Here is a 25,351-nt window from a genome sequence, read left to right as displayed (position 1 = left end):
GCTGCCGCAGCCACCTGCATCGTGCACGAGCGCCAGCATGGTTCGCCAAGCTGTATGCGTCTTGCCCTGACCCTAGATGACGACTGTCACGGGAAGGTACCTATTGAGCGCACCTGTCGTACGAAGTTGGGGAGCGGGACGCGTCTCGCCGGAGGCGCTGTTCACCGTGGGCGCCATTTCGCAGTACCTGGGCGCCGCCACGGCCGTCGAACTGTTCGCTGAACTGAGGCCGGGCACCGTCGCGCTGCTGCGGGTGGCCGGTGCCGGAGCGGTGGTGGTGCTGCTGCGCCGGTCGTGGCGACGGCACTGGTCCCCGGTGGAGCTGGCGTGGACGGCGGCATTCGGGACGGCGCTGGCGTTGATGAACCTGTTCTTCTACCTGGCGATCGAACGGGTGCCATTGGGGAACTCGGTGGCGATCGAGTTCATCGGGCCGATTGCGGTGGCCGCATTCGGCGCCCGGACGCTGCGGTCTGGCGGGGCGCTGGCGCTGGCCGTCGGCGGGGTGGTGGCGCTGGCGGGATTCGCGCCGCCCGAGGCCCAGCTCGGGGCGCTGTTCTCGCTCATTGCGGGGGCGTTGTGGGCGGGGTACATCGTGCTGGGGCATCGGGTCGCTCGCGCCGGGATGGCAGTGGACGGGCTCGGTGTGGGCATGCTCATCGGGGCCCTCGCGATCAGCCCAGTGGGAATTGCGGGCCCCGGCGGGCTGGGCGCCGCGGTGGGCGCGCCGCTGCTGCTGGCAGGCGGCGTGGCGGCGGGCGTGCTGTCCAACGTCATCCCCTACGGCATCGACCAGCTCGTGATGCAGCGGCTCGCACGGGCGCGGTTCGCCCTGCTGCAAGCGCTGCTGCCGGTCACCGCGACGCTGATAGGGCTCGTGTGGCTGTCGCAGGTGCCCAGCGTGCGCGAGGTGATGGGCATCGTGGCGGTGATTGCGGCGATCGTGATCAACCGGGAGTCGGACCCGGCACCGAGCGACGTCGTTCCCTGAGCAGCCGGCCGTCGCCGACCCGTCGCTAGAAGAGCGGGCTGCGCCAGGTGGTCGCGGCCGCCAGTGCTCCGGCGAACGCCGCTGCGGCGATGAGCGCCAGCAGCCCCCAGATCACGACCGGCGATCGCCGCATCCGCGTGTCGATGGGCTCGTTCGACAGTCGCTCCGCCAGCGTCGGCGGCTGCCGCCGCCGGCTGGTGTCGCCGATCGCGAAGCCGACCACCACGCCGGTGACCAATCCCCCGATGTGCCCGCCGATCGAGATGCCCGGAATCAGGAACGAGATGATGACGTTGATGATGATGAGGCTGCCCAGCCCGTCTCGCCACGGGTTGCCGCCCCGCAGGTACTCCACGACATAGGCGGCGCCCATGACGCCGTACACCGCCCCTGATGCCCCGACAGCCGCGACATGAGGGCTGTGCAGCAGCGCACCCGCCGAACCGCCCAGCAGGGAAGCGACATACGTGCCCGCCAGCAGGGCGGGACCCACCGTGTGCTCCAGCCTGCGACCGAGCAGGTACAACACCAGCATGTTGAAGACCAAGTGACGCAGATCGGCGTGGAGGAACGTGCCCGTGACGATGCGCCACCAGTCCGCTCGCAGGAACGTGCCCGTGAGGAGATGCCTGACCTCGTAGAAGAGGGCGATGTCGGGACCGAACGTGCTGTAGCCCTCGAGGGCCGAATAACGCAGGGAACGGCGGGTGAACGACAGCACCCGCACCAAGTCGTGGGTCAGGAAGAAGACCACCACCGAGACAGCAGCGAGCGCCACGGTCGCCAGCGGCTGCCCGCCCCGCCGAAAGCCAAGTCCACGCACGGCCCTGAACCCTACGAGTTGTGCACATGCCGGCCGCAGCAGCGTTCCGCCTCGGCGCGCGCCTGCGGGCACCTGTCACCCGCTGTAGTTTCGAGCCCTCTTGCGAATGCTCGAGTATGTGCAGTCGCAGCGACGTATCAGAAGGCTTGGTTGCCATGTCGACACTGCAGGACGTGATGGCGCAGTTGCGGCTCGCCGGAACGGCGCAGAATCGCAAGGTGTATGCCCGTCATGGTGCCGCCGAGCCGATGTTCGGGGTCAGCTACAAGGACTTGGGCCGTATCGCCAAGCCGCTCAAGACCGATCATGCGCTCGCGGCAGACTTGTGGACCTCAGCCAATCACGATGCCCGGGTGCTGGCGCTGCGCGTCGCCGACGCGTCCGCGATGACCAAGACACAGGCCCGGCGATGGCTTCGTGATGTCGACAACTACATCCTCGCCGAAGCGTTGGGAGGGCTGCTGTCGCAGTCGCCACATGCACGCGCGCTCAGCGACGAGTGGCGAGATTCGCCCAAGGAGTGGCCTGCGTCGGTGGGCTGGTTCATCGTGGCCTGTACCGCCGAGCAGGCTGACATCTGGTCCGCCAGTGAATTGCGTGGCCTGGTGAGACAGATCGACGCAGAGATCGCCGAGCGGCCGAATCGGGTGCGTCACGAGATGAACGGCGTGCTCATCGCAATCGCGTTGCGAGACGAGAGCCTGCGACGCTCGGTGCTCGAGCTGGACGCCCGCATCGGACCGGTACAGGTCGACCACGGGGAGACGGGCTGCAAGACGCCTGCCATCGCGCCCTACGTCGATCGCACGCTGGAACATCGAAGGAGGATGGCCGCACGCCGAGCCGCCAAGGCAGCAGCCAAAGCGGCTGCGAAGGCCGGCGCTTAGCCCTCGCCGTCCTCGCCGCCGCTGGGGCTGTCGAGGAGCAGACGGGCGACAATCCGAGCGCCGTCAAGATCGTCCACGAATTGATCGACGGGCACGCTGCGAAGCACGTTCAGCTCCCTGACACTCGTCGCCTGTGAGCCTTCGAGACCCATCACGATGCACTTGGTGCCGGAGTCGACGGCGATTTCGACGAGCTGGCCGACCATGTACGCAGCGCTGTCATCCATATAGCGCGTGTCGGCAAAATCGAAGATCACCACCTCGTGCTCTTCCACATCGTGGTTGATCGTGTTGAACAGCTTGATCGACGAGGCTGCCGTGTACGTGCCACGCAGTGACAGCAGGCCGGTGCGGGCTGCGAACGGGTCGGGACCATCGAGGTCGAAGCTGGGGACCGCGGGAGCTGCAGCCTCGTCGGAGGCGTCGGGGTCTGGCACATTCAGGAACGTCATGTCGAGCAGCGGGGTCGAGACCACGTTGTCGAGCTCAAGACGCTCGAATTGCCGTGAAGCAGTCATCGCGGCTGCAAGCAGGCCGGCGCCGACCGCCAAGAGAAGATCGGACACGATCGACAGGCCCAAGGTGAGGCCCATGACGGCGTATTGGTCGAATTGCGTTCGCCGCACCCGCACCACGTATTGCCAGTCGATGATGTCGAAGCCGATCTTGATGAGAATCCCGGCCAGCACCGGATGCGGGATGACCTCCGCGAACCGTCCCAGCCCGAGCACCAGCGCACCCAGCACCACCGCGCACAGCGCTCCGGACACCCGCGAGCGGCCACCCGCCTTGACGTTTGCAACAGTGGCCGACGTGGCCCCCGCACCAGGCACGGCGCCGATGAACGCTGACAGGAAGTTGGCGGTGCCCACGCCGATCAGCTCGCGATTGGGGTGATGCGAATCGCGGGTCATCGAGTCGGCAACCCTCGCCGTCAGCAGGCTGTTGATGGAGCCGAGCAGGGCGAGCGTGATGGCAGGGGGCAAGGCGCCGCCGATGCCGGCCCAGTCAAAACTCGGCACCACCAAGTCGGGCAGGCCGGACGGCACATCGCCGATCACCGCGACATCGTCGATCCACAGCACGCTGACCACCGTGGCGATCAGAAGGGCAGCCACGGAAGAAGGCAGGATCCGCGCCAACGGCCGCGGCCAGAACAAGCAAATCACGATCGCCAAGGCGCCGAGCGCGGCGGCGCTGGCGTCGATGTTCCCGAGGGCATCCGGCAGGGCGCTGATCGAGGCCGCCACCCCGCCGAGCGCCACCTCGTGTCCGAGCAGCGGGATGAGCTGCACCACGATGATGATCACGCCGACCGCCGACGTGAACCCCGAAACGACGGGGTAGGGCGTGTAGGCCACGAAGCTGCCCAGTCGCAGCGCGCCCAGCACAATCTGCAGGGCCCCCGCCATCACCATGATGGCCAGCGCCTTGTTGATGTCGCCCCCGGCGTAGTCGACTACCACCACCGACATCGCCACCGACAGCGGCGCTGTCGGTCCCGAAATCTGTGTCTTGGTGCCTCCCCCGAGAGCGGTGAGCAGTCCGACTGCAACTGCGCCATAGAGGCCGGCGATGGCACCGAGGCCCGAAGCCACGCCGAAAGCCAGCGAGAGCGGCAGCATGACCACCGCTGCGGTGAGACCTCCGAAGACGTCCCCGCGTAGCTGTTCTGCGCTGTAGTTCAGCGTCGGCGTCTTCAGCGTTGGCATGTCAACGCCGAGTCAGGCCGACCGCTGGGCTACTGGCCGAGGAAGGTGTCCAGCGCGGCGAGCACAAGTGCTTTGTCGGGATCCACGAAGACGTGGGTGGCACCCGAGCTGTAGATGGAGTCGCCGATGCGTACCAACACGCCGTAGCGGTTGACCGGCAGCCCCTGGAAGGTGGCCGTGTAGTCGGTGCCGAACGATTCGTCGCCCAGACCGGGGTTCTCGCCTTCGCTGAACGCACCCACCGCACCGGTGGACGGCTCGGGGAACTCACCGCAGGCGATGACCTCCACGATGTAGTTGTTGAAGGCTTGCGAAGCCACGTCGGGCGACTCGAACCGGGAGATGGAGACATCGAGGAACGGACCCGTGAGCGGATCCGCCGCCCAGACCGACTCGGAGTACGCCACCGGCACGATCCCGCCGTAGGCCGGTGTGCCGGGACAGGTCTCAGCCCGCGGAATGTTGGTGGCGGTCTGCAGGGTGTCGAAGCCCTCGGGTGTCTGGCCTTCCAGCAGGGCGCCTTCCACCGCCGGCGGCAATGCGTTGGCCTCCGCGGCGGCTTCGGTGGTGGTGGGAGGCGGAGCCTCAGTGGTGGTGGGAGGCGGGGCCGCTGTGGTTGGCGGCGGGGCCTCCGTGGTCGGGGGCGGCGGTGCTTCGGTGGTGGTGGGCGGCGGAGCCTCAGTAGTGGCAACTGTGGTCGGCGCAGCGGTGGTGGGCGCGGCGGCCTCGGTGGCGGGAGGCGGATCGTCACCGCCGCCGCACGCGGCGGCTGCGAGGGCAAGCACAACGAACAGAGCAGAGATGCGTCGCATAGGGGCAGACTACGACCTACGGCGACGTGGGGAGAGATACACAGTGAAGTTCGGCATGACACTGGCCAATACGGGTCCGCAGGTTGATGGTGAGACGGCCATCGCGTATGCGCAGGAGGCGGAGCGAGCGGGCTTCGAATCGCTCTGGACCGTCGAGCATGTGGTGGTACCGGAGGGCTACCAGACGCCCTACCCGTACGCCGAAGACGGCAAGATGCCCGGCAAGCGCGACGACATCGACATCCCCGATCCGCTGATGTGGATGGCCTTCGTGGCCTCAGTGACGTCGGAGATCAAGCTGGGCACGGGCGTTCTGATCGTGCCGCAGCGCAACTTCGCCGTCACGGCGAAGGCAGTTGCGACGCTCGATCGCCTCTCACGGGGTCGCGTGCTGCTTGGCGTGGGCGCCGGATGGCTGGAAGAGGAGTTCGATGCGCTGGGCGTGCCGTTCGCAGACCGCGGCGACATCACTGATGAGCATCTGCACGCCTACCGAGCGCTGTGGCAGCAGGACGTCTGCTCATTTGACGGCGAGCACGTTTCATTCGACCGCGTGTACTGCCGCCCCCAGCCGTCGGGCCATATCCCGATCATCGTGGGCGGCGACAGCAAGCGTGCCGCCCGCCGCGCAGGCGAGCACGGCGACGGGTTCTTCCCCGTCTCAGGCGACCTCGCCGAGATGGCGATGCTCTTCGACCATGCGAAGCGCTGCGCGGAGAAGGCAGGGCGCGACCCCGACAAACTCGACTTCACGACAATCGGGATGGCCACTCCCGAGTGGGTGGAGAAATACGCAGCGATCGGCATCACCCGGCTCATCACCAATCCGATGTCGCGTTCCCGCTTCGATGACTTCAGCCGCGACATCATCACCGCCTACGCCGACGCGTAAGGGCCACATGCTCGACTCGCTGTTCGAGTTCATCGAGGCGTCGCCGTCGCCGTTTCATGCGGCTGCGGCGGCGGTCGAACGCTTGGCGACGGCCGGCTGTGTCGAGGCCGGCCGCAGCGAGTCATGGAGCGAACTCGACATTGCACAGGGATTCGTGGTGCGCGACGGTGGCAGCGTGCTGGCGGTGCGAGCCGGCGCCCAGGTCGACCCTGAGCGGCTGCGCTTCAGTGTCATCGGCGCGCACACCGACAGCCCCAACCTGCGCATCCGCCCCCGGCCCGACAGCGCCACGCTGGGCTACCGCCAGCTTGGCGTGGAGGTGTACGGCGGCGTGCTGCTGAATTCGTGGCTTGACCGCGACCTCGGCCTGTCGGGACGCGTCGAGGTGCAGCACGGGGACGGCGACGACCCAGCGGCCGGGTCCCGAACCGTGCTGTGGCGCTGCGACCGGGCGCTGCTGCGCGTTCCGCAGCTCGCGATCCACCTCGACCGCGACGTGAACGACGGGCTGAAGCTCGACCGCCAGCAGCACATGACCCCGGTGTGGGGGCTCGGCGAGCCGAGCTCTGCGGGATTCCGCGAGTTTCTGGCGGACGAGCTTGAGGTCGACCCCCACGCCGTGCTGGCGTGGGATGTCATGGCGCACGACCTCACGCCGCCGGCCCGGCTGGGACGAAACGGGGAGATGTACGCCGCCAGTCGCATCGACAATCTCGCATCGTGCCATGCAGCCGTCGAAGCGCTGGCCCGCCTGAATTCGCTTCCCGACGACGCGGCAGCGGTCGTCGTGCTGTTCGACCATGAGGAGATCGGCAGCGACTCCGCCACCGGAGCCGGCAGCCCGATCTTGGCCGATGCCCTCGAGCGCATCGCGGCCGCGCTGGGCGCCAGCCGTGAGCAGTACTTGCGGGCGGTGACTCGTTCGCTGTGCGTCTCAGCCGACGGGGCCCACGCGGTGCATCCGAACTATCCCGAGCGCCACGAGCCCCAGCACCTGCCGCTGCTGAACGGCGGCCCGGTCGTCAAGACCAACGTCAACGTGCGCTACGCCACCGATGCGCGCACGCACGCCCGCTTCGTAGCGGCGTGCGACGCGACCGGTGTGCCCCACCAGCTCTATTCGCACCGCGGCAACCTGCCGTGCGGCTCGACCATCGGACCGATCACGGCTTCGCGGCTGGGCATGAGCGTCGTCGACGTGGGCTCGCCCCAGCTCTCGATGCACTCGGCTCGCGAACTCGGCGGCAGCGATGACCCCGCCATGCTCACTGCCGCACTCGGTGCCTTCCTCGCAGGCCCCTAGAGGCCGAGGATGGCGTTGAGTGTGTGCATCACGGCAGCGACGTCCGGCTCGGTGAACAGGGCCGCAAGGCCCGAGCCGTACAGCGTGTCGCCAATGCGCACCACGGCGCTGTAGCGATTGACCGGGAAGCCGGCCACGTTGCCCGCGTAGTCGACGCCGAACGACTCGTCGCCCAGGCCGGGATCTGCTCCGGGACTGAACGATCCCAGCGCCGTCGTGCCCGGGTCCACGAATTCGCCGCAGGCAATCAGCTCTGCTTGGAAGTCGGCAAGCGCCATCGACGCCACCTCGGGCGATTCGAAGCGAGCGATCCAGGCGTCGAGGAACGGTCCCGTCGTGGCGTCTTGGACCCAGACGGATCCCGAATAGGCCGTCGGCTCAGCACCGCCGAACGCAGCCGTGCCGGGGCAGGTCTCTGCGATCGGCGTCGTGGTCTCGCTGAAGAGATTGTCGATGCCCTCGGGCGTTGACCCTTCGAGCAGCGTGCCGGCGAAGGCGGCGGGGGTCTGCGCAGCCGCCTCGATCTCAGCCAGATCAGGATCGACGTAGTCACAGCCATGCGGCTCGGCAACGCCGTTGAGTCGATCCGCTACCCAGCCGAGCGTGTCTTCCATGGACGTGAACGTGGTGTCGACGTGTCCCCCGTTGGGATACACCTCAAGCGTCACCTGGGTGCCCTGCGAGCAGTACACGCCGTGCAGGTCACGGACCAGCTCGGGCAGCACGACGGCATCGGCCCAGCCCTGCACGAACAGCACCGGCACATCGGCGATCGGCGCTCCGCCGGCCTGATTGGCGGCGAGCACCTCGGCCAGCGGGCCGACCGGCTTGATGCCGTCCCAGCCGTCGGGATTGCGCATCGCGCTGTCATCGAGCCCGAAGAAGGCCTCGAACACGGCTCCGAGGCAGGCCTCCTCGACGATCCCCATCTGTCCGATTGCCTCGGCAGAGAAGTAGTCCTCAAGATCGAGATCGTCGTATGCAGCCGCCATCGCGAACGCCGCCATGACGGCGAAGCCCTGCGCCGTCGTGCCGACGGTGTCCATCAAGCCGCTCATGTCGGCGGCAGGCGCAGCGGCGACGACCCCGGCCAGATCCAGCTCGGGTGCGTATGACGCCGCCAGCTGCCCGGCCCACAATGCGGCGTGGCCGCCTTGCGACAGGCCCCAGACGAGGTAGCGGTCGCTGGCGCCCAGCTCCATCTGGCGCACGGCGCGCACGATGTCGAGGGTGCTTCGGCCTTCGCTGGGGCCGACCAGGTACGGATGGACGCCCGGCGTGCCCAGGCCTTCGTAGTCGGTGGCCGCGACAATGTGGCCTGCGGCGGCGATTGCCATCGGAATCTCAGAACCGACCGGATGTGTCGCCGATGGTGCACAGACATCCGCCACGCCCGTCGTTCCGTGGGCCCACGAGACGACGGGCGAGTTGGCGGGCATGCCGGGCGGCGCGAAGACCAGTCCGCTCACCTCCACCAGGTCGCCCCGCACGCCGGTGGACAGGTACGTGATGCGCCAACCGTTCAGCTCTCCGGCATCGACCGGCTCTGCCGACACCAAGTCGCCTGCGGCCGGCTCGGCAGGCGGCGTCTCGGTCGTCGTTGGAGCAGGTGCCTCGGTCGTGGCCGGCGCCGAGGCAGTGGCGACGGCAGCTGCCGTTGTGGCGGGTGCGGTCTCGCTGATGGTCGTCGTGGTGACGGCCGCCGTGGCGGTGGTGTCCGGAGATGAGTCCGTTGCGCTGTCACTGCACGCGGCAGCGACGAGTGCAAACGCCAGCAGCGGCCCGAAGAGGCGTTTCATCTTCGAACCCTACGGCTTGGGCCGTTGCCCCCCGGACACGCCTCGCAGCAGGGGCGTCGGGTGATTTCAGGGTGGCTGGGCGAAGCCTCAGCCGTGGTGCAGGTGGTTGTCGAGGTGTGAGCAGTCGTTGAATCGGCGCAGCACCCAGTCGCCGTCGCACCGCACCACTTGGGTGACCGAGCAGTTGTCGGAGCCGCCGAAGGAGAACGGTGTGGACTCGGTGATGTGCGCCAGCACAGCGCCGATCACCCCGCCGTGAACGCACGCCGCCACGAGCTGATCCGGGTGGGCGTCGGCGATGCGCCCGAGCGCCGCCATGCACCGGCCGATGAGCTGCTCGTTCGACTCGGCGCCGGGAATGACATCCCAGCGCCGTTCGATGTGCAGGCGCTCGTACAGCGGGTGATTGTCGGCGGCGTACTGGCGGATGCGCCCCCCGTCCCACTCGCCCAGCGCCACTTCGCGCAGATCGTGCTCGATCGTCGGGGTCATGCCCAGCCGTTCGGCAAGGGGCGCGAACGTCTGCTGGGTGCGCTGCAGCGACGACACGTACAGCGCGTCGATCGGCTCGTGCGCCAGGCGGCTGGCCATCGCCTCAGCCTGTTCGTGCCCCTTCGGGGCCAACGCCGGGTCGCCTTGGTCGCCGAGCATGGGGAACGGCTCGCCGGGGATGAAGGCCTGGGACGCACCGTGGCGCACCAGCAGCACCTCGGTCGCGCCCGGCGGCCGGATCCACCGTTCCTGCTCGAACTGGCGGACTTCGGTATCGGACGGCGCGAGGTCGTAGTCGTCGTAGACCTCGCCGCCGGAATCCGGTGTCTCTGTGCGCGTCACGTCGGCAAGCTAACGCCTGCACGGCCGTGTCTCGCGGCTACTCGATCTGGTAAGCGGCCTCGCCATGGTCGCTCACGTCGATTCCGGCCATCTCGACCTCGGCCGAGACCCGGATGCCCATGGTGGCCTTGATCACGCTGGCGATGATCCACGTGGCAGCGAACGAGTACACGGTGACCACGGCGATCGAGAGGACCTGGTTCCACAGCAGCACGCCGCCGCCGAAGAACACGCCGTCGATGAAGTCGCCCCCAGGCACCGCGGAGGCATCGGCGAAGAAGCCGAGCAGCACGCCGCCGACCGCGCCGCCGACCCAGTGGATGCCGACCACGTCGAGGCTGTCGTCGAAGCCCACCCGGAACTTGGCCTCGATGGCGAAGAAGCAGACCACGCCGGCGATGGCGCCGAACGCCAGTGAGTGCATGGAGCCCACGAAGCCCGCCGCCGGTGTGATGGCCACGAGCGCCGCCACGACACCGGAGGCGATGCCAATGGTGGACACCCGCTGGTGCCGTGCGTACTCGGCGAAGGCCCAGCCCACCATGCCGGCCGCCGCTGCGATGAACGTGTTGACGAAGGCCTGCGCCGCCGCACCGTCGGCCGCCAGGGCCGAACCGGCGTTGAAGCCGAACCAGCCGAACCACAGGATGCCCGCACCCAGCATCACGAACGGCACGTTGTGGGGAACGGGCCGGTTGTCGGGCCAGCCGGAGCGCCGGCCGACGACCAGCGCCAGGGCCATGGCGGCCGCGCCGGCATTCACGTGGATGGCGGTGCCGCCCGCGAAGTCGTGGGCAGGCAGGTTGAAGATCCAGCCGTCAGCGCCGTACACCCAGTACACGACCGGCGCGTACACCAGCAGCGACCACACAGGCACGAACACCATCCAGGCCGAGAACTTCATGCGGTCGGCGACGGCGCCCGAGATGAGTGCAGGCGTGATGGCTGCGAATGTCATCAGGAAGGCGAACGTGGCCAGTCCTTCGGCATCGTGAATGCCGGCCATGCCCATCAGCGAGAAATCGCCGATGATCGGCAAGCCGCTCTCGCCCGCCGCGAGGCTGTAGCCGACCAGCACCCAGATCACCGGCACGATGCCGAGGCACCACATGTTCATGTTGAGCATGTTCAGCGCGTTCTTGGCGCGCACCATGCCGCCGTAGAACAGCGCAAGCCCCGGCACCATGAACAGCACCAAGGCCGCTGAAGTCAGTATCCAGGCAATGTTGCCTTCCATCGCTTCTCTCCTCGTCGCGCGCGGGCGCGCCAGCGGGCAATACGGCGGCTGATGCGCACATCATTGCAGGCCAGCCGCTTATGGGCCGTATTTCATACGGCGTCGAGCGCGGCGCCGAGATCGTCCAGCAGGTCCGAGACCGTTTCGAGCCCTACCGACAGCCGGACAAGGTCGTCGGGCACCTCCAAGGCCGAACCAGCCGCCGACGCGTGGGTCATCGCTCCGGGATGCTCGATCAGCGATTCGACTGCGCCCAGCGATTCCGCCAGCGTGAAAACCTTGGTCGACGCTGCAACCTGCTCGGCAGCAGCTCGCCCGCCGTGCAGCCGGAACGACACCATTCCTCCGAAGCCGCTCATCTGGCCGCAGGCGATGTCGTGCCCGAGGTGATGAACAAGCCCGGGATACAGCACCGAGCGCACCGCCGGGTGCGCGTCGAGCAGCTCGACTATCGCCTGCGCGCTGGCACCGTGGCGATCCATGCGCACACCGAGCGTCTTGATGCCCCGCAGCGTCAGGTAGCAGTCGAACGGGCTCGGCACGGCACCCACGGCGTTCTGCGTATACACGAGGTGGTCGGCCAGCTCGTCGTCGTTGGTGGCCACGAAGCCGCCCACTACATCACTGTGGCCGCCGAGGTATTTGGTGGCCGAGTGCACGACGGCATCGGCGCCGAGCGCGAGCGGCTGCTGCAGATACGGCGTGGCGAACGTGTTGTCCACCACCACGATGCCTCCCAGCTCGTGAGTGACGGCGCAGATGGCTTCGATATCGAACACCGTGAGCAGTGGGTTGGTGGGCGTCTCCAGCCACACCATGCGGGTACTCGGCGTCCAGGCGTCGCGGATCTTTTCGGGGGCGGTGAGATCGGCCGCGGCAAGCCCCACGCCGGCGTTGCCGAACACCTTGTCGATCAGGCGGAACGTTCCGCCGTAGGCGTCATCGCCGAGCAGCAGACTGTCGCCTGGGCGCAGCACACGCAGCAGCGCATCCGACGCCGCCAGCCCGCTGGCGAATGCGAACCCGTACCGGGCTCCTTCCAGCGACGCCACGCAGACCTGATAGGCGTGACGGGTCGGGTTTCCCGTTCGGCCGTACTCGTAGCCGTGCCGGGGCTGGCCGACGGCTTCCTGGGCGAAAGTGGTGGCCAGCGAGATCGGCGTGACCACCGCACCCGTGTAGGGGTCGTGGGGTTGGCCTGCCCGGATCGCCCGCGTCTCGAAGCCGAACTCGTCGGGGTCCTCGAAGCCCGACACCTGCGGATCGCCACCCAGCATCAACTGCCTCCAATTGCGTCCGCGCCGAGCGTCGCGACGGGCCTGCCCCGGTCATAGACCACGACCGCCTCGGGTCCTGCGAGCATGTCGGCGCGGGCCAGCAGCTCAGCGATTCGACCGACTGGTTCTCCGATGCCGACGGCAGGCAGAGGCGGTTCGATCGCCGCAGACACCTTTCTGCTGCCCTCCACCGCCAGCAGCCCGTCGTGGGCAACCGAGCCCACCACCTGAGCAGCAGCCAGGGGCATCTCGCCCTCGCATACCGGAACGGCACGCAATCCCGTCCGATCCATGCATCGCCGCGCAGCAGCCACGGTGTCGTCGGGCCGGACGAACACGAACTCGCCATGGACGAGGCTGCTCACCGTTCCGGGCCCAGGCTCCTGCGGCAGGAACCCCATCTGTGCCATCCACTCGTCGTCGAACACCCGGCTGAGGTAGCCCCGGCCCGAATCCGGGATGAGCGTGACCACCAGCGACTCCTCCGAGCGGCCGGCGGCATCGAGTTCCGCGGCAACAGCGAATGCGCCCGTCACGGCCGTACCGCCGGAACCGCCGATCAGCAGGCCCTCGCGCTGGGCAACCCGACGTGCCATCGCGAACGACTCGGCATCGGTCACGGGGATTCCACGGTCGACGACGCCGGGATCGTAGGTGGATGGCCAGAAGTCCTCGCCGATGCCTTCCACCAAGTAGGGCCGCCCGTCGCCGCCGACATACACCGACTCCGGCGGGTCGGCGATCACGACCTGTATGCCGGGATCCTGTTCTTTGAGGTAGCGACCTACGCCGGTGACGGTGCCGCCTGTGCCTGCACCCGCCACGAAGTGGGTGATGCGGCCTTCGGTCTGTGCCCAGATCTCTGGTCCGGTGGTCTCGTAGTGCGCTTGAGGGTTTGTCGGGTTGCCGTACTGGTTCGGCGAGTAGGCGCCCGGCGTCTCGCTCCTCAGGCGCTCAGCGGTCGAGTAGTACGAGCGTGGATCGTCAGGTGCAACGGCCACCGGGCAGACCACCACCTCTGCGCCATAGGCCCGCAGCAGCGCCACCTTCTCGGGCGCCACCTTGTCGGTGCATACGAAGATGCACCGGTAGCCGCGCTGCGCAGCGACCACGGCGAGGCCCACGCCGGTGTTTCCCGAAGTGGGCTCCACGAGCACGCCGCCCGGCTGCAACAAGCCGTCAGCTTCGGCGGCATCGATCATCGCCACCGCGGCGCGGTCTTTCACCGAGCCGCCGGGGTTGGTGGTTTCCAGCTTGGCGACGACCGGCGTTGCGATGTGCGGCTCGACCTTCCTCAGCCGGACCATCGGCGTGCGGCCCACAAGGTCCAGCACCGATGGCGCAATGTCGAGGCCCTTCAGGGCCTCGGGCATCGGCGAAGGCCCTGGGTGGGCGTCAGTCACGACATCACAGCCTACGAAGCAGCGACTCACGCTGCCGCGAACGCGGCGCGATCGAATCAGCTCAGCCGGTTGGCCGCCATGTGGCGCCGCTCAGGCGCCGAATTCGGCGGCGCGGGCCCGGAACAGCTCGACGTTGTTCTCTTTGATCTCCTCGTAGCCGCGGATCATGTCGGGAAGCTGGGCGATCTCGACGGCCCGGGCGTAGGCGGCTTCGTCGCCTGCACTCAACGTGTCGAGTGCCCGTTCGATCATCCCGCGGTACTCGTCGATCAGCTCCCGCTCCATCTTCCGATGAGCGGTCTTGCCGAAGACGTCCAGCGCCCCGCCGCGCAGGCCTTTCATCCGCGCCAGCAGGGCGAACGCGATGTCGCCTGACCGGCCGAGGCCGATCTTCTTCTCCACACCCATGCGCCGCATGATCGGCGGGTGCAGCTTGTAGGTGACATCGGTCTTGTCGCCGAACTGGTCGCGCACGGCCTGCTGGAACGCCCCCGAACGGTGCAGCCGGGCCACCTCGTACTCGTCCTTGTAGGCCATCAGCTTGTACAGGTACGTCGCCACGGCCTCGCTGAGCGCCGTCTCGCTGCCCGCTGCGGCCTCGGCCTCACGCACCTTGGCAATGAAGCTGGCGTACGCCGCTGCGTACGCGTGATTCTGGTAGGCCACCAAGTCGGGCACCCGGATGCGCAGCAGCCGTGCCAGCTCTTCGGACTGGCTGGGCACCGTGTCGATGAGATCCTGCTCACGGCCTGACGGGCCGATGTCACGCTTGACCTTGCCGACCCGCTCGACCTCGAGCGTTCCCAAGAAGTCGGGGTCGAGCACGATCTTGCGGCCGATGCGGAACGCCTGGGTGTTCATCTCCACCGCAACGCCGTTCAGCTCGATGGCCCGCTCGATCGCCGAAGCGCTGATCGGCACCACGCCCGCCTGATAGGCGGCGCCCACCACCAGCACGTTGGCCGGCATGTGCGAGCGGAACAAGCTGTCAGACAGCGTGCCCGCATCGAAGTAGACGTTGCGCTCGGGACTGGTCGACTCGTCGATGACCCGCTGGAAGGCCGTCCACTCGGGGAACTCGGCGGACGTGTCACGCACCATCGAAGTGGTGGGCACCTTCGACGACGACACGACGGCAACGGTCTTGCCCGCCAGCGCCTTGTCGAGGTTCGCCGGATTGGTGCCGGTCAGCAGGTCGAACACGATGTAGGCATCGGCCTCGCCGAGCCCGACCTTGTTGGCCTCGTCGCCGCCGTCATGATCCGCCGCCGAGGTGTCATCGCCGTTCGCACCCATTTTCCGGACCTTGAGGTTCGACAGCACCGGGCCGCCCTTCTGGGCGAGACCAGTCTGATCGAGGCCATTGGCCGTCTTGCCGTCGAGCAGGGCCGCCGTCGCCAGCATCTGGTTCACCGTGACCACGCCCGTGCCGCCGATGCCCATCATCAAGATGTTGCCCTCATCGATCCGGTCGGGCTCGGGCAGGTCGTCGCCGATGTGCTCGATCGCCACCGTGGCCTTGGTGGGGATCTTCCCCGCAGGGACCACCTCGATGAACGCCGGGCAGTCGCCGTCGAGGCAGGTGAAGTCTTTGTTGCACGACGACTGGTGAATCTGCGTCTTGCGGCCGAACTCGGTCTCGATGGGCTGCACGCTCAAGCAGCTCGACTTCTCGCCGCAGTCGCCGCAGCCCTCGCAGACGGCTTCGTTGATGAACACCCGCGTGTTGGGCTCGGCCACCTTGCCGCGCTTGCGGTCGCGCCGCAGCTCGGCTGCGCATGCCTGGTCGTAGATCAGCACCGTGCAGCCCTCGATGTCACGCAGCAGGCGCTGTGCTTCGTCCATGCGGTCGCGATGCCAAACGTCGGTGCCTGGGGCGAACTCGGCATCGGCGGGGTACTTGTCAGGGTCGTCGGTGACCACCATCACCTTGGCCACGCCTTCGGCAAGCACCGAGCGGGTCAGCTCCGGCACGGCCATGCCGCCGTCGATGTCCTGACCGCCCGTCATGGCGACCGCACCGTTGTAGAGGATCTTGTAGGTGACGTTGGTGCCGGCAGCCACAGCCTGGCGCAGCGCCAGCGAACCGGAGTGGTGATAGGTGCCGTCGCCGATGTTCTGGAACCGGTGCTCCATCGTCACGAACGGCGCGGCGCCGACCCACTGGCAGCCCTCGCCGCCCATCTGGGTGGTGCCGCGCACGTTGCGGGTGGGTGTCATGGCCGCCATGCCGTGACAGCCGATGCCGCCGCCAGCCTCGGAGCCCTCGGGCACCCAGGTCGAGCGGTTGTGGGGGCAGCCCGAGCAGAACCCCGGCGTGCGGCCGGCGGCCTTCTCGCCCTTGGAGGTGGTGACTGCGAGCGGGATCGTGATGCGCTCGGGCACAGCGGGTCCGATGCCCTCGGGACCGAGCCGGTCCACCAGGAACGGCCGGATCTTGCGCGCGATGAGATCGGCGTCCATCTCGCCGTGGCCCGGGAACCAGAAGCCGCCCTGCTGGTCGCGCTTGCCGAGCACGACGGGCGCGCCGGCCACGCCGTAGAGATTCTCCTTCATGAGCGTCTCGATGATCGAGCGCTTCTCCTCGACGGCGACGATCACGTCGAGCCCGTCGGCGAACTCGCGCAGGCTGGTGGGCTCGAGCGGCCACACCACGGCCGGCTTCCAGATGCGGACGCCGCGGCGCTCCAGCTCGATGTCGTCGAGGCCCATGCGGTCGAGCGCCTCGCGCAGGTCGTAATAGGTCTTGCCTGCAGCCACGAGGCCGATCCGGGCGTCGCGGGTGGGAACGGTCTGGCGGTTCAGCTTGTTGGCCGCCACGAACTCGTCGACTGCGACCATGCGGCCCTCGTGGATCTCGAGCTCCATGCGCACCGCGTTGGGGCCGAAAAGGGCGTCCTGCTGGGTGTGCGCCCAGGGCTTGCCCTCCCACTCGAATTCGGGACGGGTGACCGACACACGGCCGGGGCCGACCTGCACGGTTGCGTAGCCGTCGGCCACGTTGGTGACGATCTTGAGCGCCGACCAGAACCCGCTGTAGCGGGACAGCTCGTAGCCCCAGCGCCCGTAGTCGATGACCTCTTGGACCGAGCCGGGGTACAGGATCGGCGTCTGGAAGTGGATCAGCACCGGCTCGGACTCCGAAGCCAGCGTCGAGGATTTCGAAGCGGGGTCGTCGCCCGCAACGAGCAGCACACCGCCCTTGGGGTCGACACCGCAGACGTTGGCGTGCTTGATGGCGTCGCCGGAGCGATCGACCCCCGGCGCCTTGCCGTACCACATGCCCAGCACACCGTCGAAGCGGCCCTCGAAGTTGCGATTCGAGAGCTGGCTGCCCCACACGATCGTGGCGCCCAGATCCTCATTGAGGCCGGGCTCGAAGATGATGTTGTTCTGCTCAAGCTCGGTGGCATTGGTCGTCATCAGCGAGTCGATGCCGCCCAGCGGCGACCCGCGGTAGCCCGACACCATGGCCGCGTTGTTCAGCCCGTCACGGCGATCTGCCCGGAGCTGATCCAGCAGCACGCGCAGCAGCGCCTGCACGCCCGACATCGCGACGTCGCCTTCCATTCGGTCGAAGCGATCCTCGAGCTTGAAGTCTGCGAGTGCCATCGAATCCCCCTCATGCGCCGCGGCGGCGGGCGTAGCGGCCACTGGCGAGGCTACCCGTCAGCCCAAAGTGCTGCCGGTGGACTGACCCTGCACGCTCTCGGCATCCGAGAGGCGGTTGCGCTCCGGTCTGTCGGTCTTTTTGATGTGGATGAGCCGCCTGGAGCGGCAAATCCGCACCCAAAACGCCAGCGGCTCCAACGCCGGCCGGCAGGTACGGCGCCCTAGCTCTTGGGAAGCAGGGCAGGGCGCGGGAGGGTGAACGCCAGGCCGAGCGCGCAGGCATTCAAGGCCGCCGCCATGGTGAAGGTCCAGCCATAGCCCCCCGTTGCATTCAGCAGCAGCTGCGCCACGTACGGCCCGATCGCTGCACACGATCCTGCGGTTGCGAAGAAGCGGCCGACTATCGCACCGGCATGGGTACGGCCGAAGTAGTCGGCGACCAGCGCCGGGAAGACCGCCACGCTGCCGCCGTAGGACAGTCCGAACGCGATAGCCGAGGCGTACAGCAGCACCAGATTGTCGGCCACGGCAAAACCGACGAACGACAGCGTCTCGACCGCCAGCGCCAGCCCCACCGCTCGCCGCCGGTCGATGCGGTCTGACAGCGGGCCCGTCACAATGCGCCCCACGAGGCCCCCGACACCGACCGAGCTGATCACTCCCGACGCCCACTGCAATGAGAAACCGAGGCTGCGGGCGTACTGAACGCCGTGTGCGAACGGTACGAACACGACGACGAACGTCAAGGCGAACATCCCGAAGATGCGCCAGAACACCGAGGTGCGCCACGCTGCGGAGGCCGTCCACGCCGTGCGGGGATTCTCGTCGTCGGGGGCGCTGCGGCGGGTGGCTTCCACGACGAATCCCGCCGGCCTCGACACGACCCGCGAACGGGCGAGCGGGCGGTCAGCGGGATCCGGCGTGCGACCGTCGGGATACTGGCCGATCGACTCGGGATCGCGTACGAACAGCATGGCGGTGGCCGCCATGAACACGCCGCCCACTACGGCCATCACGGCGATCGCCGTGCGCCAGCCGAACTGTGAGACGAGCCACGCAGCGATCGGCGGTGCCACGATCCCGCCGGCGCTGCCGCCCGAGCCCACGATGCCCGTCGCCAGACCGCGCCGATCCGTGAACCAGCGCACCACGGTGGCGTTCGCGGGCACCCATGACGACGACATGCCGAGCGGAGCGATCACCCCCAGCCCGATGAAGACCAGCGCCAAGCTCGGAGCAGACGACAGCACCAGGTAGCCGGCGGCCAGCAGCAGGGCGCCCACGCCGATGACCTGGCGGGGGCCGATGCGGTCGGTGAGCTGCCCGCTCCACACGCTGATCGCGCTGTAGCTGAGGATGTACAGCGCGTACGCGAGCTGCAGCCAGTTGGTGGACCAGCCGGTGTCAGCGCTGATGGCCCCTTCAAACGTGCCGTAGCTGAACTGCAGGCCGTAAACGATGAACAGCACCCAGAAACCGGCCCACGCCACGCGCCAGCCGTGGAACGGACGGCCGATCAGCACGCCGACGCCGCCGGGCGGCCGTCTGGTGGGCACAGTCACGAGACGCGCGGTCTGGTGCGCTGCAGCCGCCAAGGGCGGCCGCCGCTACATGTCGCCAGGTGCCAGGAAGAACCAGATGGGCTGCTTCTCGCCGGCGTCGGCCATGGCCTTGCGGGCGGCCATGATCGTGCGGCCCGCCTCGGTGGAGGTGAAGAACCAGCGAGCACCAGCCCATGGGGCCGGTGCGTGCTCGGCCAGCGCCAGCGCGGCCGTCTCGTAGTAGCCGCGGATGTCCTGCGCCACCCGCGCCGGAATGCCCGGTATGCCGGCTTCCTTCCACGGTGTGCCCTCGGCTACACGCACGAACGACTGCACGGCCGCGCCGATGTCGTCGGCGGCCACGACGCGCCCCGCGCCGGTGCGATTGCCCAGCTTGGCCACGGCCCGGTCGTAGGCCTGCCGCAGCCCGTTGGCTTCGTCGACGGCGGGGTGCAGGCTGGGGTCGTGCCGGGGCGGCAGCTCGCACGACATGGTGGCGGTGCCGTCGTCGTCGATCGTCTCGGCGAACTTCTCCACCACTGGCTCTGGAGAGGTGAGCAGCCCGAAGGCGTGGGCCAGCACACGGTGCTGGAAGTCGGCATCGTTGGGCTTGCCGAGTGGGCGCCCGAGCGGGAAGTCGCACCAGAGCCCGCGGGGCGGGGCGGTTCCCTGGATGTGGGCGCCGATGGAGCCCAGCGCCACGGTGGCGATTCCGGCTTCCTCGAAGACGTGGGCGAGCGTACTGACCGTACGCGTGCACAGCGGTCAGACGGGTGTGAACAAGACCACGTCCACCTCGTGGTCACGCAGGAACTTGGCCCCCGCCGGCCCGGAATCCATCCGAACGCCGGACAGGTCGAACTGGTTGCCGGCGTAGGACAGGTGGATGTCGGAGACCTCGCCGATGGTGCCGTCGGCGGCGAGCTCATCGAGACGGTCGATCGGGAACACCGTGTTGAGGTCGAGGGCGATGCCGGTGGCATCGAAGTTGGGGCTCCAGTGGCCGCACATGTAGTCGCGCCGGCTGCCGTCGAGGACGCGATAGCCGATGTCGATCGGCTCGAAATCGTCCTGATCGGGATGGTGCAGTGACGCCGAGGTCACGATGGCGACCTTGGCCTCCGCCAGGGGCGGGGGCGTGGTGAACGCTGCGGTCTCGAAGTCGGGGAGCTCGAGCCCGCCCGTCAGTGCCTTGACATCGGAATCAGCCATGGCGGCAACGCTACGACGTGCCGCACTGCCTTGCTCGGCACGGAGTGCTAAGCGGATTCCTCGACGTCGAGGGAGCGTTGGCGGAGGCGGCGCATGCCTCTGAGCCATCGATCGGGGTCGGAGGCTTTGCGTTCTACGTAGGTCTGGGCCTCAGGGTGGGACAGGATCAGGAACCGCTCCTCGGCCATCGCCTCGGTGATGACCTGCGCCACGAACTCCGGCTCGACGATGCCGTCGGTGCCTCCATCGGCGAGTCGCTGCGGGGCCATGGCGGTGTTCACGCCCTGCGGGCACAGCACCGAGACCCGGATGCCGTCGTCGCCGTGCAGGATCGCCTCCATCTCGGCCAGCTTGATGCAGGCGGCCTTGGTGACCGAGTACGGCGCGGAGCCCATCGCGGCCAGCAGCCCGGCGGCGCTGGCGGTGTGCACGAGATAGCCCTCGCCCCGGGCGAGCATCGAGGGCAGCACGGCACGGGCTGCGAACACGTGGCTCATCACGTGCAGCTCCCATTGGGACTGCCATGCGTCGTTGGAGGCATCCACGCCGCCGTCGGCGCCGGCGCCGGCGTTGGAGAAGAAGACGTCGATCGGGCCATGCGCGTCGAGCGTGCGTTCGACCAGATCGGCAACGGCCGCTTCGTCGGTGACGTCGAGCCCGACGCCCTCGCAGCCGATCTCATCCGCGACCGCCTGCGCAGTCTCAGCGTTGTAGTCGGCGACGACGATGTGGCGAGCCCCTTCGGCCATCCAGTGCCGGGCGGTGGCCCCGCCGATGCCGCCTCCCCCGCCTGTGATGATCGCAACCCGATCGCGCAGTTCCATGATGGCTTCCCTTCTGCCTTCGTGACCTAGGCCGTATCAGCGGTGCCGATGCCGCCGATCTCCTCGCCCTCGTCGATGGCCTTGATGCGCGCCGCGTATGCGGTCTCGGCCAGGCCCTCGGCTCCCAGGAACCGGCCGGGGCTGGCACCGTCGATGTGGCCCATGATCCCCCGGTAGAGGCTGAACCCGCACAGCGCCGCCAGCTCGTCGGGCATGTCGCGGACGTCTTCGGGAGCGAGGCTGTAGTACTGGTTCTGCTGCTGGCGCATCCAGCCTCGGCAGTACTGCACGCTGATGCCCAAGCGCCAGTTGTCGTCAGACGTGTTGGCGCCGCCGCAGTGCCAGGTGCCGCCGTTGACGATCAGCACCGAGCCGGCCGGCATCTCGGCCGCGATGTACTCCGGCTTCTCGCCCGGCTGGGGCTCATGGTCAAAGCGGTGCGAGCCGGGAACGAGACGGGTGGCGCCGTTCTCGTCGGTGAAGTCGGTGAACGCCCAGATGGTGGTGACCATGAACGGCGGGCGGGGCCGGGGCACGTCGATCTGATCGACAAGGCCGTCGTCGGAATGCAGGCCCTGGTGCACTTCGCCCGGTCCGATGTGCATGCAGGTGGTGCCCGACAGGATCGCCCCGGGCTCCATCAGGTGCTGCGGGAACGGCAGCACGTTGCGGTGGATCGGCAGCTTCCAGAACGACCGGTCCTTGTGGAGCAGGTTGTACATGCGCTTGGTGGCGAAGCCCTCGATGCGGTTGCCCTTCGGCTGCACGTTCAGCTCGTCCTCGACCCGGGCGACGGTCTCGCGGATCTCGGCGACCAGCTCGGGTTCGATGGCGCCTTCGACGATGCAGTAGCCGTTCTCGTCGACTTCGTCGAGATAGCGCTGGAGTTCGGATTCGTTCGCTGTGAGGTCCAAGGTGCCGCTCATGGCCCCAGTCTCGCAGGGATGTCTCGCCGACGTGCCGGTGCGCGCCGGCTCTCAAGAACCCGTGACACCCGCGAAGGCAAAATCGCAGCCGTCGCGCACCTCGCTGGCGCGGCCCAGGAAGTGGCTGTCCTCGACATTCCAGGTGTGCTCGTCGCCGTGGCGCACGCGCAGGTAACCGGCGCCGTGGGTCCAGTAGATGCGGCCACCGGCGAGGGTCACGTCGTGCGCTAGCGCAATGTCGACGCGCCGGGGAACTCGGCGCCAGCCGCCCGCCTCTTCGAGATCGTGACGAGAGATCATCAGCACGCCGCCCGACACGCCGACAAACGGGATGTACTGCTCGGAGAACTTCTGGCGGTTCTGGTCGCGCACTGTCTTGTCGAGGCGTTCCAGGTACACGTACTCCGCCGACTTCCCGATGAGTTCGGCCTGCGAGTACTCGTGGGCCAGCACCAAATCCTGCACGTGCTCGGCGCCGTAGTAGTCGTCGTCGTCCATCTTGGTGATGAGCTGGCCTCCGGCAGACTCCGCGGCAGCTCGCAGCACCCCACCCAAGGTCTCCGCGCTGTCGACCCGCACGATCCGCAGGGACTGGCCGAGGTCGCCGGCCAGCGCTTCGATCTCGGCATCGCTGCCGAAACCGTCGCCGTGCAGAGCGAGCACTAGCTCGAGGCGCGGGTAGGTCTGGCCGGCGGCGGTCGTGATGACATCAGCGACGCGGTCGGGCCGGCGGGTCGGGGCCAAGATGGACACCTCGGGTGGTTGGGCGCTGATGCCCGTCGCCGAGAGGATCTGGCGCGCCCGGCTGCGCAGTGAGTGGTCGCGCAACGCGCAGCGCCGCATCTCGATGCTGAGCTGCTCGCGGCGGTGTGCATCGGCATCGACCACCTCCTCGGAGGCCATCAGCCTCGCCAGCTCCGTCCCCAAGCACGCCGCCAGCTCCGCGTCGGGCGCGTCGATGTGCACGAGCACGCCGGCCGCTGCCAACGCTGCCAACGGGCCGGCTCGTTCGACAGGATGCCGGTGCTCCGCAGCCCGGTCCACGAGGTGGTGACGCGAGCGCAGGTCGTTGAGCATCTCGCCGCCGATCTGCAGGCTGAACGCCGATCCGCGTTCGGGCGACAGCACCGAGCGGAGCGCAGTGCTGTCGGGGTCACAGTCTGCGGACCAACCGACCGGGTTGACAGCTTCAGGATTGAAAGCCTGCACGCTGAGCTGTCCCGGCAGCTCCTCCAGTACCACGACGGCCGGGAGGCGTTCGAGCGTGCTCGTGCGCAATGCCGCCTCGGCCACGCGGCGGGAATCGGCCAACAACACATCAACGTGGTGATCCCCCCCGTCTCCGACATGAAACGCCACTCGGGTCGAAGCGGCGAACACGGATGATGCCGCTCGGCCGGTCGCAGCAAGGTTCGCACCAAGCGGGTAGCGGGCCAAGCGCTGTACGTAGCGCTGGCTGCGGGGCTGCAATCCCAGCCAGATCCTCATCGCCTTGCGTGCCCGGCGTGGCCATTGCCTGCGCACGCGACGCAACGCGAACCGGAGCCGGCGAACCCGCCAGCGGATGCCTCGCGCAATCCGGCGCACATTTCTCAAACGCCAGCGGAGGTTCTTCGTACGCCACCACACCGCTCGTGCGATGGTCGCGATGAGGCGAGCGACATCTGAGGGCCGCCTGATGCGTCGCACGGCGACGAACAGCGTCCCCACGTGCCGGCGCATCCGGGCCCACAGCCGCAATGACCATTTGGCCGGCCCATGCAGCTTGCCGGCGAGCCATCCTTGCGGCTTGGGCTCGTGGGTGACCTGCAAGCTGTCGACGTCTAGCTCGACGACCGTGCCGAACTCGGCAACAGCCCGGCCCGAGCGGCGGGCACGGTGAACCGCCCAGCCGCGTGCGATGCCGACCCTGTGTCCTGACGCCAAGTCTGACGCGCCGGCAGGAGCGGTGCCGAGCTGGTTCTGCAGACGGTCGAGCATCCGGGGGCGGACCTGCGCGCCGGCGGGAACCCGTACGTGAAACGCCGCCGCTGGTTGCGCGAAGGCGGCGCCACCAGCGGCGCCCACGCTCACCCGCGGGTCGGGGTCGAGTTGGCGGCGGAGCCGCTCGAATGGTTCGCCGGGGCGCTCGTCGACCCACACCACAAGGTCATGCACATTGCTGGCGAGCACCTGCTCCACCGTTTCCAGCACGCCCTCTTCATCGGTGTGCCCCGGCTCCACGGTCACCACGAACTGGGGGATGGTGTACGAGCGGCCGGGGGGCGACGTGCGCAGCCGCCGGTCGGGAACGAGATGCGAGAGCTTGTCACGCTGCTGGGCGAGGCTGATCGTCTCGTCCTCGCTCAGCACCGCCCCCTCGCCCTGGTGCCAGCACAGCGCCGAGCGCTCGGGCACCAGCACTGCCCCTTGCGCATAGGCGCGCCAACCGAACTCGATGTCCTCCGAGCCCCATTGCGTGAACGACTCGTCAAAGCAGCCCACAGCGGTGAAGAAGTCCTTGGAAACAGCGAAGTTGCCGCCGGTGACTACCCGGAACACGTCGTCGGCGTCTGAGGCGAGGTCGTCGGTGGCCTCCATGCGACGCTCGATCCATTCGGGGCGCTGGATCGGCCGTCCCTCGAAGAAATCAGCGAGCGTCCCGGGCCGGTCACGCACGCCCGACGCCCCGATGCCGTCTACGTCGACGTGGTGGCGGAACCCCAGCGTGAGCAAGTCGCTGGCTGCGTGGTGCCAGCGGGCGTGCGCGGCCAGCCAATCGGCCTCAGGGACCATGTCGCAGTCGAGGAAGATCAGCACATCGCCCTGGGCCGCACGGGCGCCGTTGTTGCGCGCCCGGGCCAAGCCGAACCCGAGATCTTCCTGATGGACTACTCGAAGGCTCAGCCGGCTCGGCCCCGTTCCATCGATCGCAGCCAGATCGAGTTCGGCAACGTCAAGCGGCGGATCAGAGCCATCGTCCACCACGATCACCTCGAAGAGATCCGCTGGGTAGGCCTGTCGTTCGAGCCCGGCCAGCGTCAGCGCAAGCGCATCCGGCGCCTCGTAGTAGGGCACAATCACCGTCACCGGAAGCAGCGGTTCGAACACATCAAGCGGTGCCACCCCCAGCGAGCGCCAGTCGTTGCCCCGCACGTGAGCGGGCGGCGGCGTGGGGCGGTGTGGAGGCGGTGTGAACACAGGCGGTCCGTTGCGGTCAGACATCCGTCGCCGGACGTCACTCGGCCGCGTGAGTATGCCCCCGCTGGCTGTCCCTGCCCCGCACC

General features: G+C 68.2%; 19 protein-coding genes. 4 read left to right on the top strand and 15 right to left on the bottom strand.

What is annotated here, in order from left to right; all coding sequences use genetic code 11:
* Positions 1-76: 76 nt before the first annotated feature.
* The gene (locus tag ACOGI8_RS04555) at positions 77-991 is read left to right on the top strand and encodes an EamA family transporter (protein ID WP_419855705.1); all 915 of its coding nucleotides are present in this window, start codon (positions 77-79) and stop codon (positions 989-991) included.
* 25 nt (positions 992-1,016) lie between these two features.
* On the opposite strand, the gene ACOGI8_RS04550 is transcribed toward ACOGI8_RS04555, so the two are convergent.
* Positions 1,017-1,814, bottom strand: coding sequence for a rhomboid family intramembrane serine protease (locus ACOGI8_RS04550; RefSeq protein WP_419855704.1), 798 nt, complete (start codon positions 1,812-1,814; stop codon positions 1,017-1,019).
* A 155-nt stretch (positions 1,815-1,969) separates the two neighbouring features.
* Between ACOGI8_RS04550 and ACOGI8_RS04545 the strand changes: the two genes are divergently transcribed.
* Entirely contained in the window at positions 1,970-2,701 is a 732-nt protein-coding gene (locus ACOGI8_RS04545) for a DNA alkylation repair protein (protein WP_419855703.1), read from the top strand.
* Here the strand turns inward: ACOGI8_RS04545 and ACOGI8_RS04540 are convergent.
* Complete coding sequence (locus tag ACOGI8_RS04540; protein WP_419855702.1) at positions 2,698-4,413, bottom strand: SulP family inorganic anion transporter; 1,716 nt, start codon at positions 4,411-4,413, stop codon at positions 2,698-2,700. The two genes, ACOGI8_RS04545 and ACOGI8_RS04540, sit on opposite strands and share 4 nt — an antisense overlap.
* A gap of 29 nt (positions 4,414-4,442) precedes the next feature.
* Positions 4,443-5,225, bottom strand: a complete 783-nt coding sequence (locus ACOGI8_RS04535; protein WP_419855701.1) for a hypothetical protein — start codon at positions 5,223-5,225, stop codon at positions 4,443-4,445.
* A 55-nt stretch (positions 5,226-5,280) separates the two neighbouring features.
* Between ACOGI8_RS04535 and ACOGI8_RS04530 the strand changes: the two genes are divergently transcribed.
* Together ACOGI8_RS04530 and ACOGI8_RS04525 are read left to right on the top strand one after the other, a co-directional pair.
* Positions 5,281-6,117: an LLM class F420-dependent oxidoreductase gene (locus tag ACOGI8_RS04530; protein ID WP_419855700.1), complete on the top strand. Its 837-nt coding sequence runs from the start codon at positions 5,281-5,283 to the stop codon at positions 6,115-6,117.
* A 7-nt stretch (positions 6,118-6,124) separates the two neighbouring features.
* Positions 6,125-7,420, top strand: coding sequence for a M18 family aminopeptidase (locus ACOGI8_RS04525; protein ID WP_419855699.1), 1,296 nt, complete (start codon positions 6,125-6,127; stop codon positions 7,418-7,420).
* On the opposite strand, the gene ACOGI8_RS04520 is transcribed toward ACOGI8_RS04525, so the two are convergent.
* From ACOGI8_RS04520 to ACOGI8_RS04465, 12 genes are all read right to left on the bottom strand, one after another.
* Positions 7,417-9,219 (bottom strand): lipase family protein, encoded by a 1,803-nt coding sequence (locus ACOGI8_RS04520; RefSeq protein WP_419855698.1) that lies wholly within the window; start codon positions 9,217-9,219, stop codon positions 7,417-7,419. The two genes, ACOGI8_RS04525 and ACOGI8_RS04520, sit on opposite strands and share 4 nt — an antisense overlap.
* Before the next feature lie 87 nt (positions 9,220-9,306).
* Complete coding sequence (locus ACOGI8_RS04515) at positions 9,307-10,053, bottom strand: histidine phosphatase family protein (protein ID WP_419855697.1); 747 nt, start codon at positions 10,051-10,053, stop codon at positions 9,307-9,309.
* 37 nt (positions 10,054-10,090) lie between these two features.
* A complete protein-coding gene (locus tag ACOGI8_RS04510; protein ID WP_419855696.1) occupies positions 10,091-11,290 on the bottom strand; it encodes an ammonium transporter in 1,200 nt (399 codons plus the stop codon).
* Between the two features lie 92 nt (positions 11,291-11,382).
* A complete protein-coding gene (locus tag ACOGI8_RS04505; protein WP_419855695.1) occupies positions 11,383-12,567 on the bottom strand; it encodes a cystathionine gamma-synthase in 1,185 nt (394 codons plus the stop codon).
* Positions 12,567-13,940: a pyridoxal-phosphate dependent enzyme gene (locus tag ACOGI8_RS04500; protein ID WP_419856363.1), complete on the bottom strand. Its 1,374-nt coding sequence runs from the start codon at positions 13,938-13,940 to the stop codon at positions 12,567-12,569. Before ACOGI8_RS04500 ends, ACOGI8_RS04505 begins: the two co-directional genes overlap by 1 nt.
* Positions 13,941-14,060: 120 nt before the next feature.
* A complete protein-coding gene (locus ACOGI8_RS04495; RefSeq protein WP_419855694.1) occupies positions 14,061-17,624 on the bottom strand; it encodes an indolepyruvate ferredoxin oxidoreductase family protein in 3,564 nt (1,187 codons plus the stop codon).
* A 179-nt stretch (positions 17,625-17,803) separates the two neighbouring features.
* Positions 17,804-19,144: an MFS transporter gene (locus tag ACOGI8_RS04490; protein WP_419855693.1), complete on the bottom strand. Its 1,341-nt coding sequence runs from the start codon at positions 19,142-19,144 to the stop codon at positions 17,804-17,806.
* 45 nt (positions 19,145-19,189) lie between these two features.
* Entirely contained in the window at positions 19,190-19,825 is a 636-nt protein-coding gene (locus ACOGI8_RS04485) for a hypothetical protein (protein ID WP_419855692.1), read from the bottom strand.
* 63 nt (positions 19,826-19,888) lie between these two features.
* Complete coding sequence (locus ACOGI8_RS04480) at positions 19,889-20,443, bottom strand: glycine/sarcosine/betaine reductase selenoprotein B family protein (protein ID WP_419855691.1); 555 nt, start codon at positions 20,441-20,443, stop codon at positions 19,889-19,891.
* Positions 20,383-21,159 (bottom strand): SDR family NAD(P)-dependent oxidoreductase, encoded by a 777-nt coding sequence (locus ACOGI8_RS04475; protein WP_419855690.1) that lies wholly within the window; start codon positions 21,157-21,159, stop codon positions 20,383-20,385. Before ACOGI8_RS04475 ends, ACOGI8_RS04480 begins: the two co-directional genes overlap by 61 nt.
* 26 nt (positions 21,160-21,185) lie before the next feature.
* A complete protein-coding gene (locus ACOGI8_RS04470) occupies positions 21,186-22,085 on the bottom strand; it encodes a phytanoyl-CoA dioxygenase family protein (RefSeq protein ID WP_419855689.1) in 900 nt (299 codons plus the stop codon).
* Positions 22,086-22,136: 51 nt separating this feature from the next.
* On the bottom strand, positions 22,137-25,289 hold the full coding sequence (locus ACOGI8_RS04465) for a glycosyltransferase (RefSeq protein WP_419855688.1): 3,153 nt from the start codon (positions 25,287-25,289) through the stop codon (positions 22,137-22,139).
* Between the last annotated feature and the right edge of the window lie 62 nt (positions 25,290-25,351).

Origin of the sequence: Candidatus Poriferisodalis sp., from assembly GCF_965204195.1 — a bacterium.
Taxonomy (GTDB): Bacteria; Actinomycetota; Acidimicrobiia; order Acidimicrobiales; family Poriferisodalaceae; genus Poriferisodalis.
This window is presented reverse-complemented; position numbering and strand designations above follow the sequence as displayed.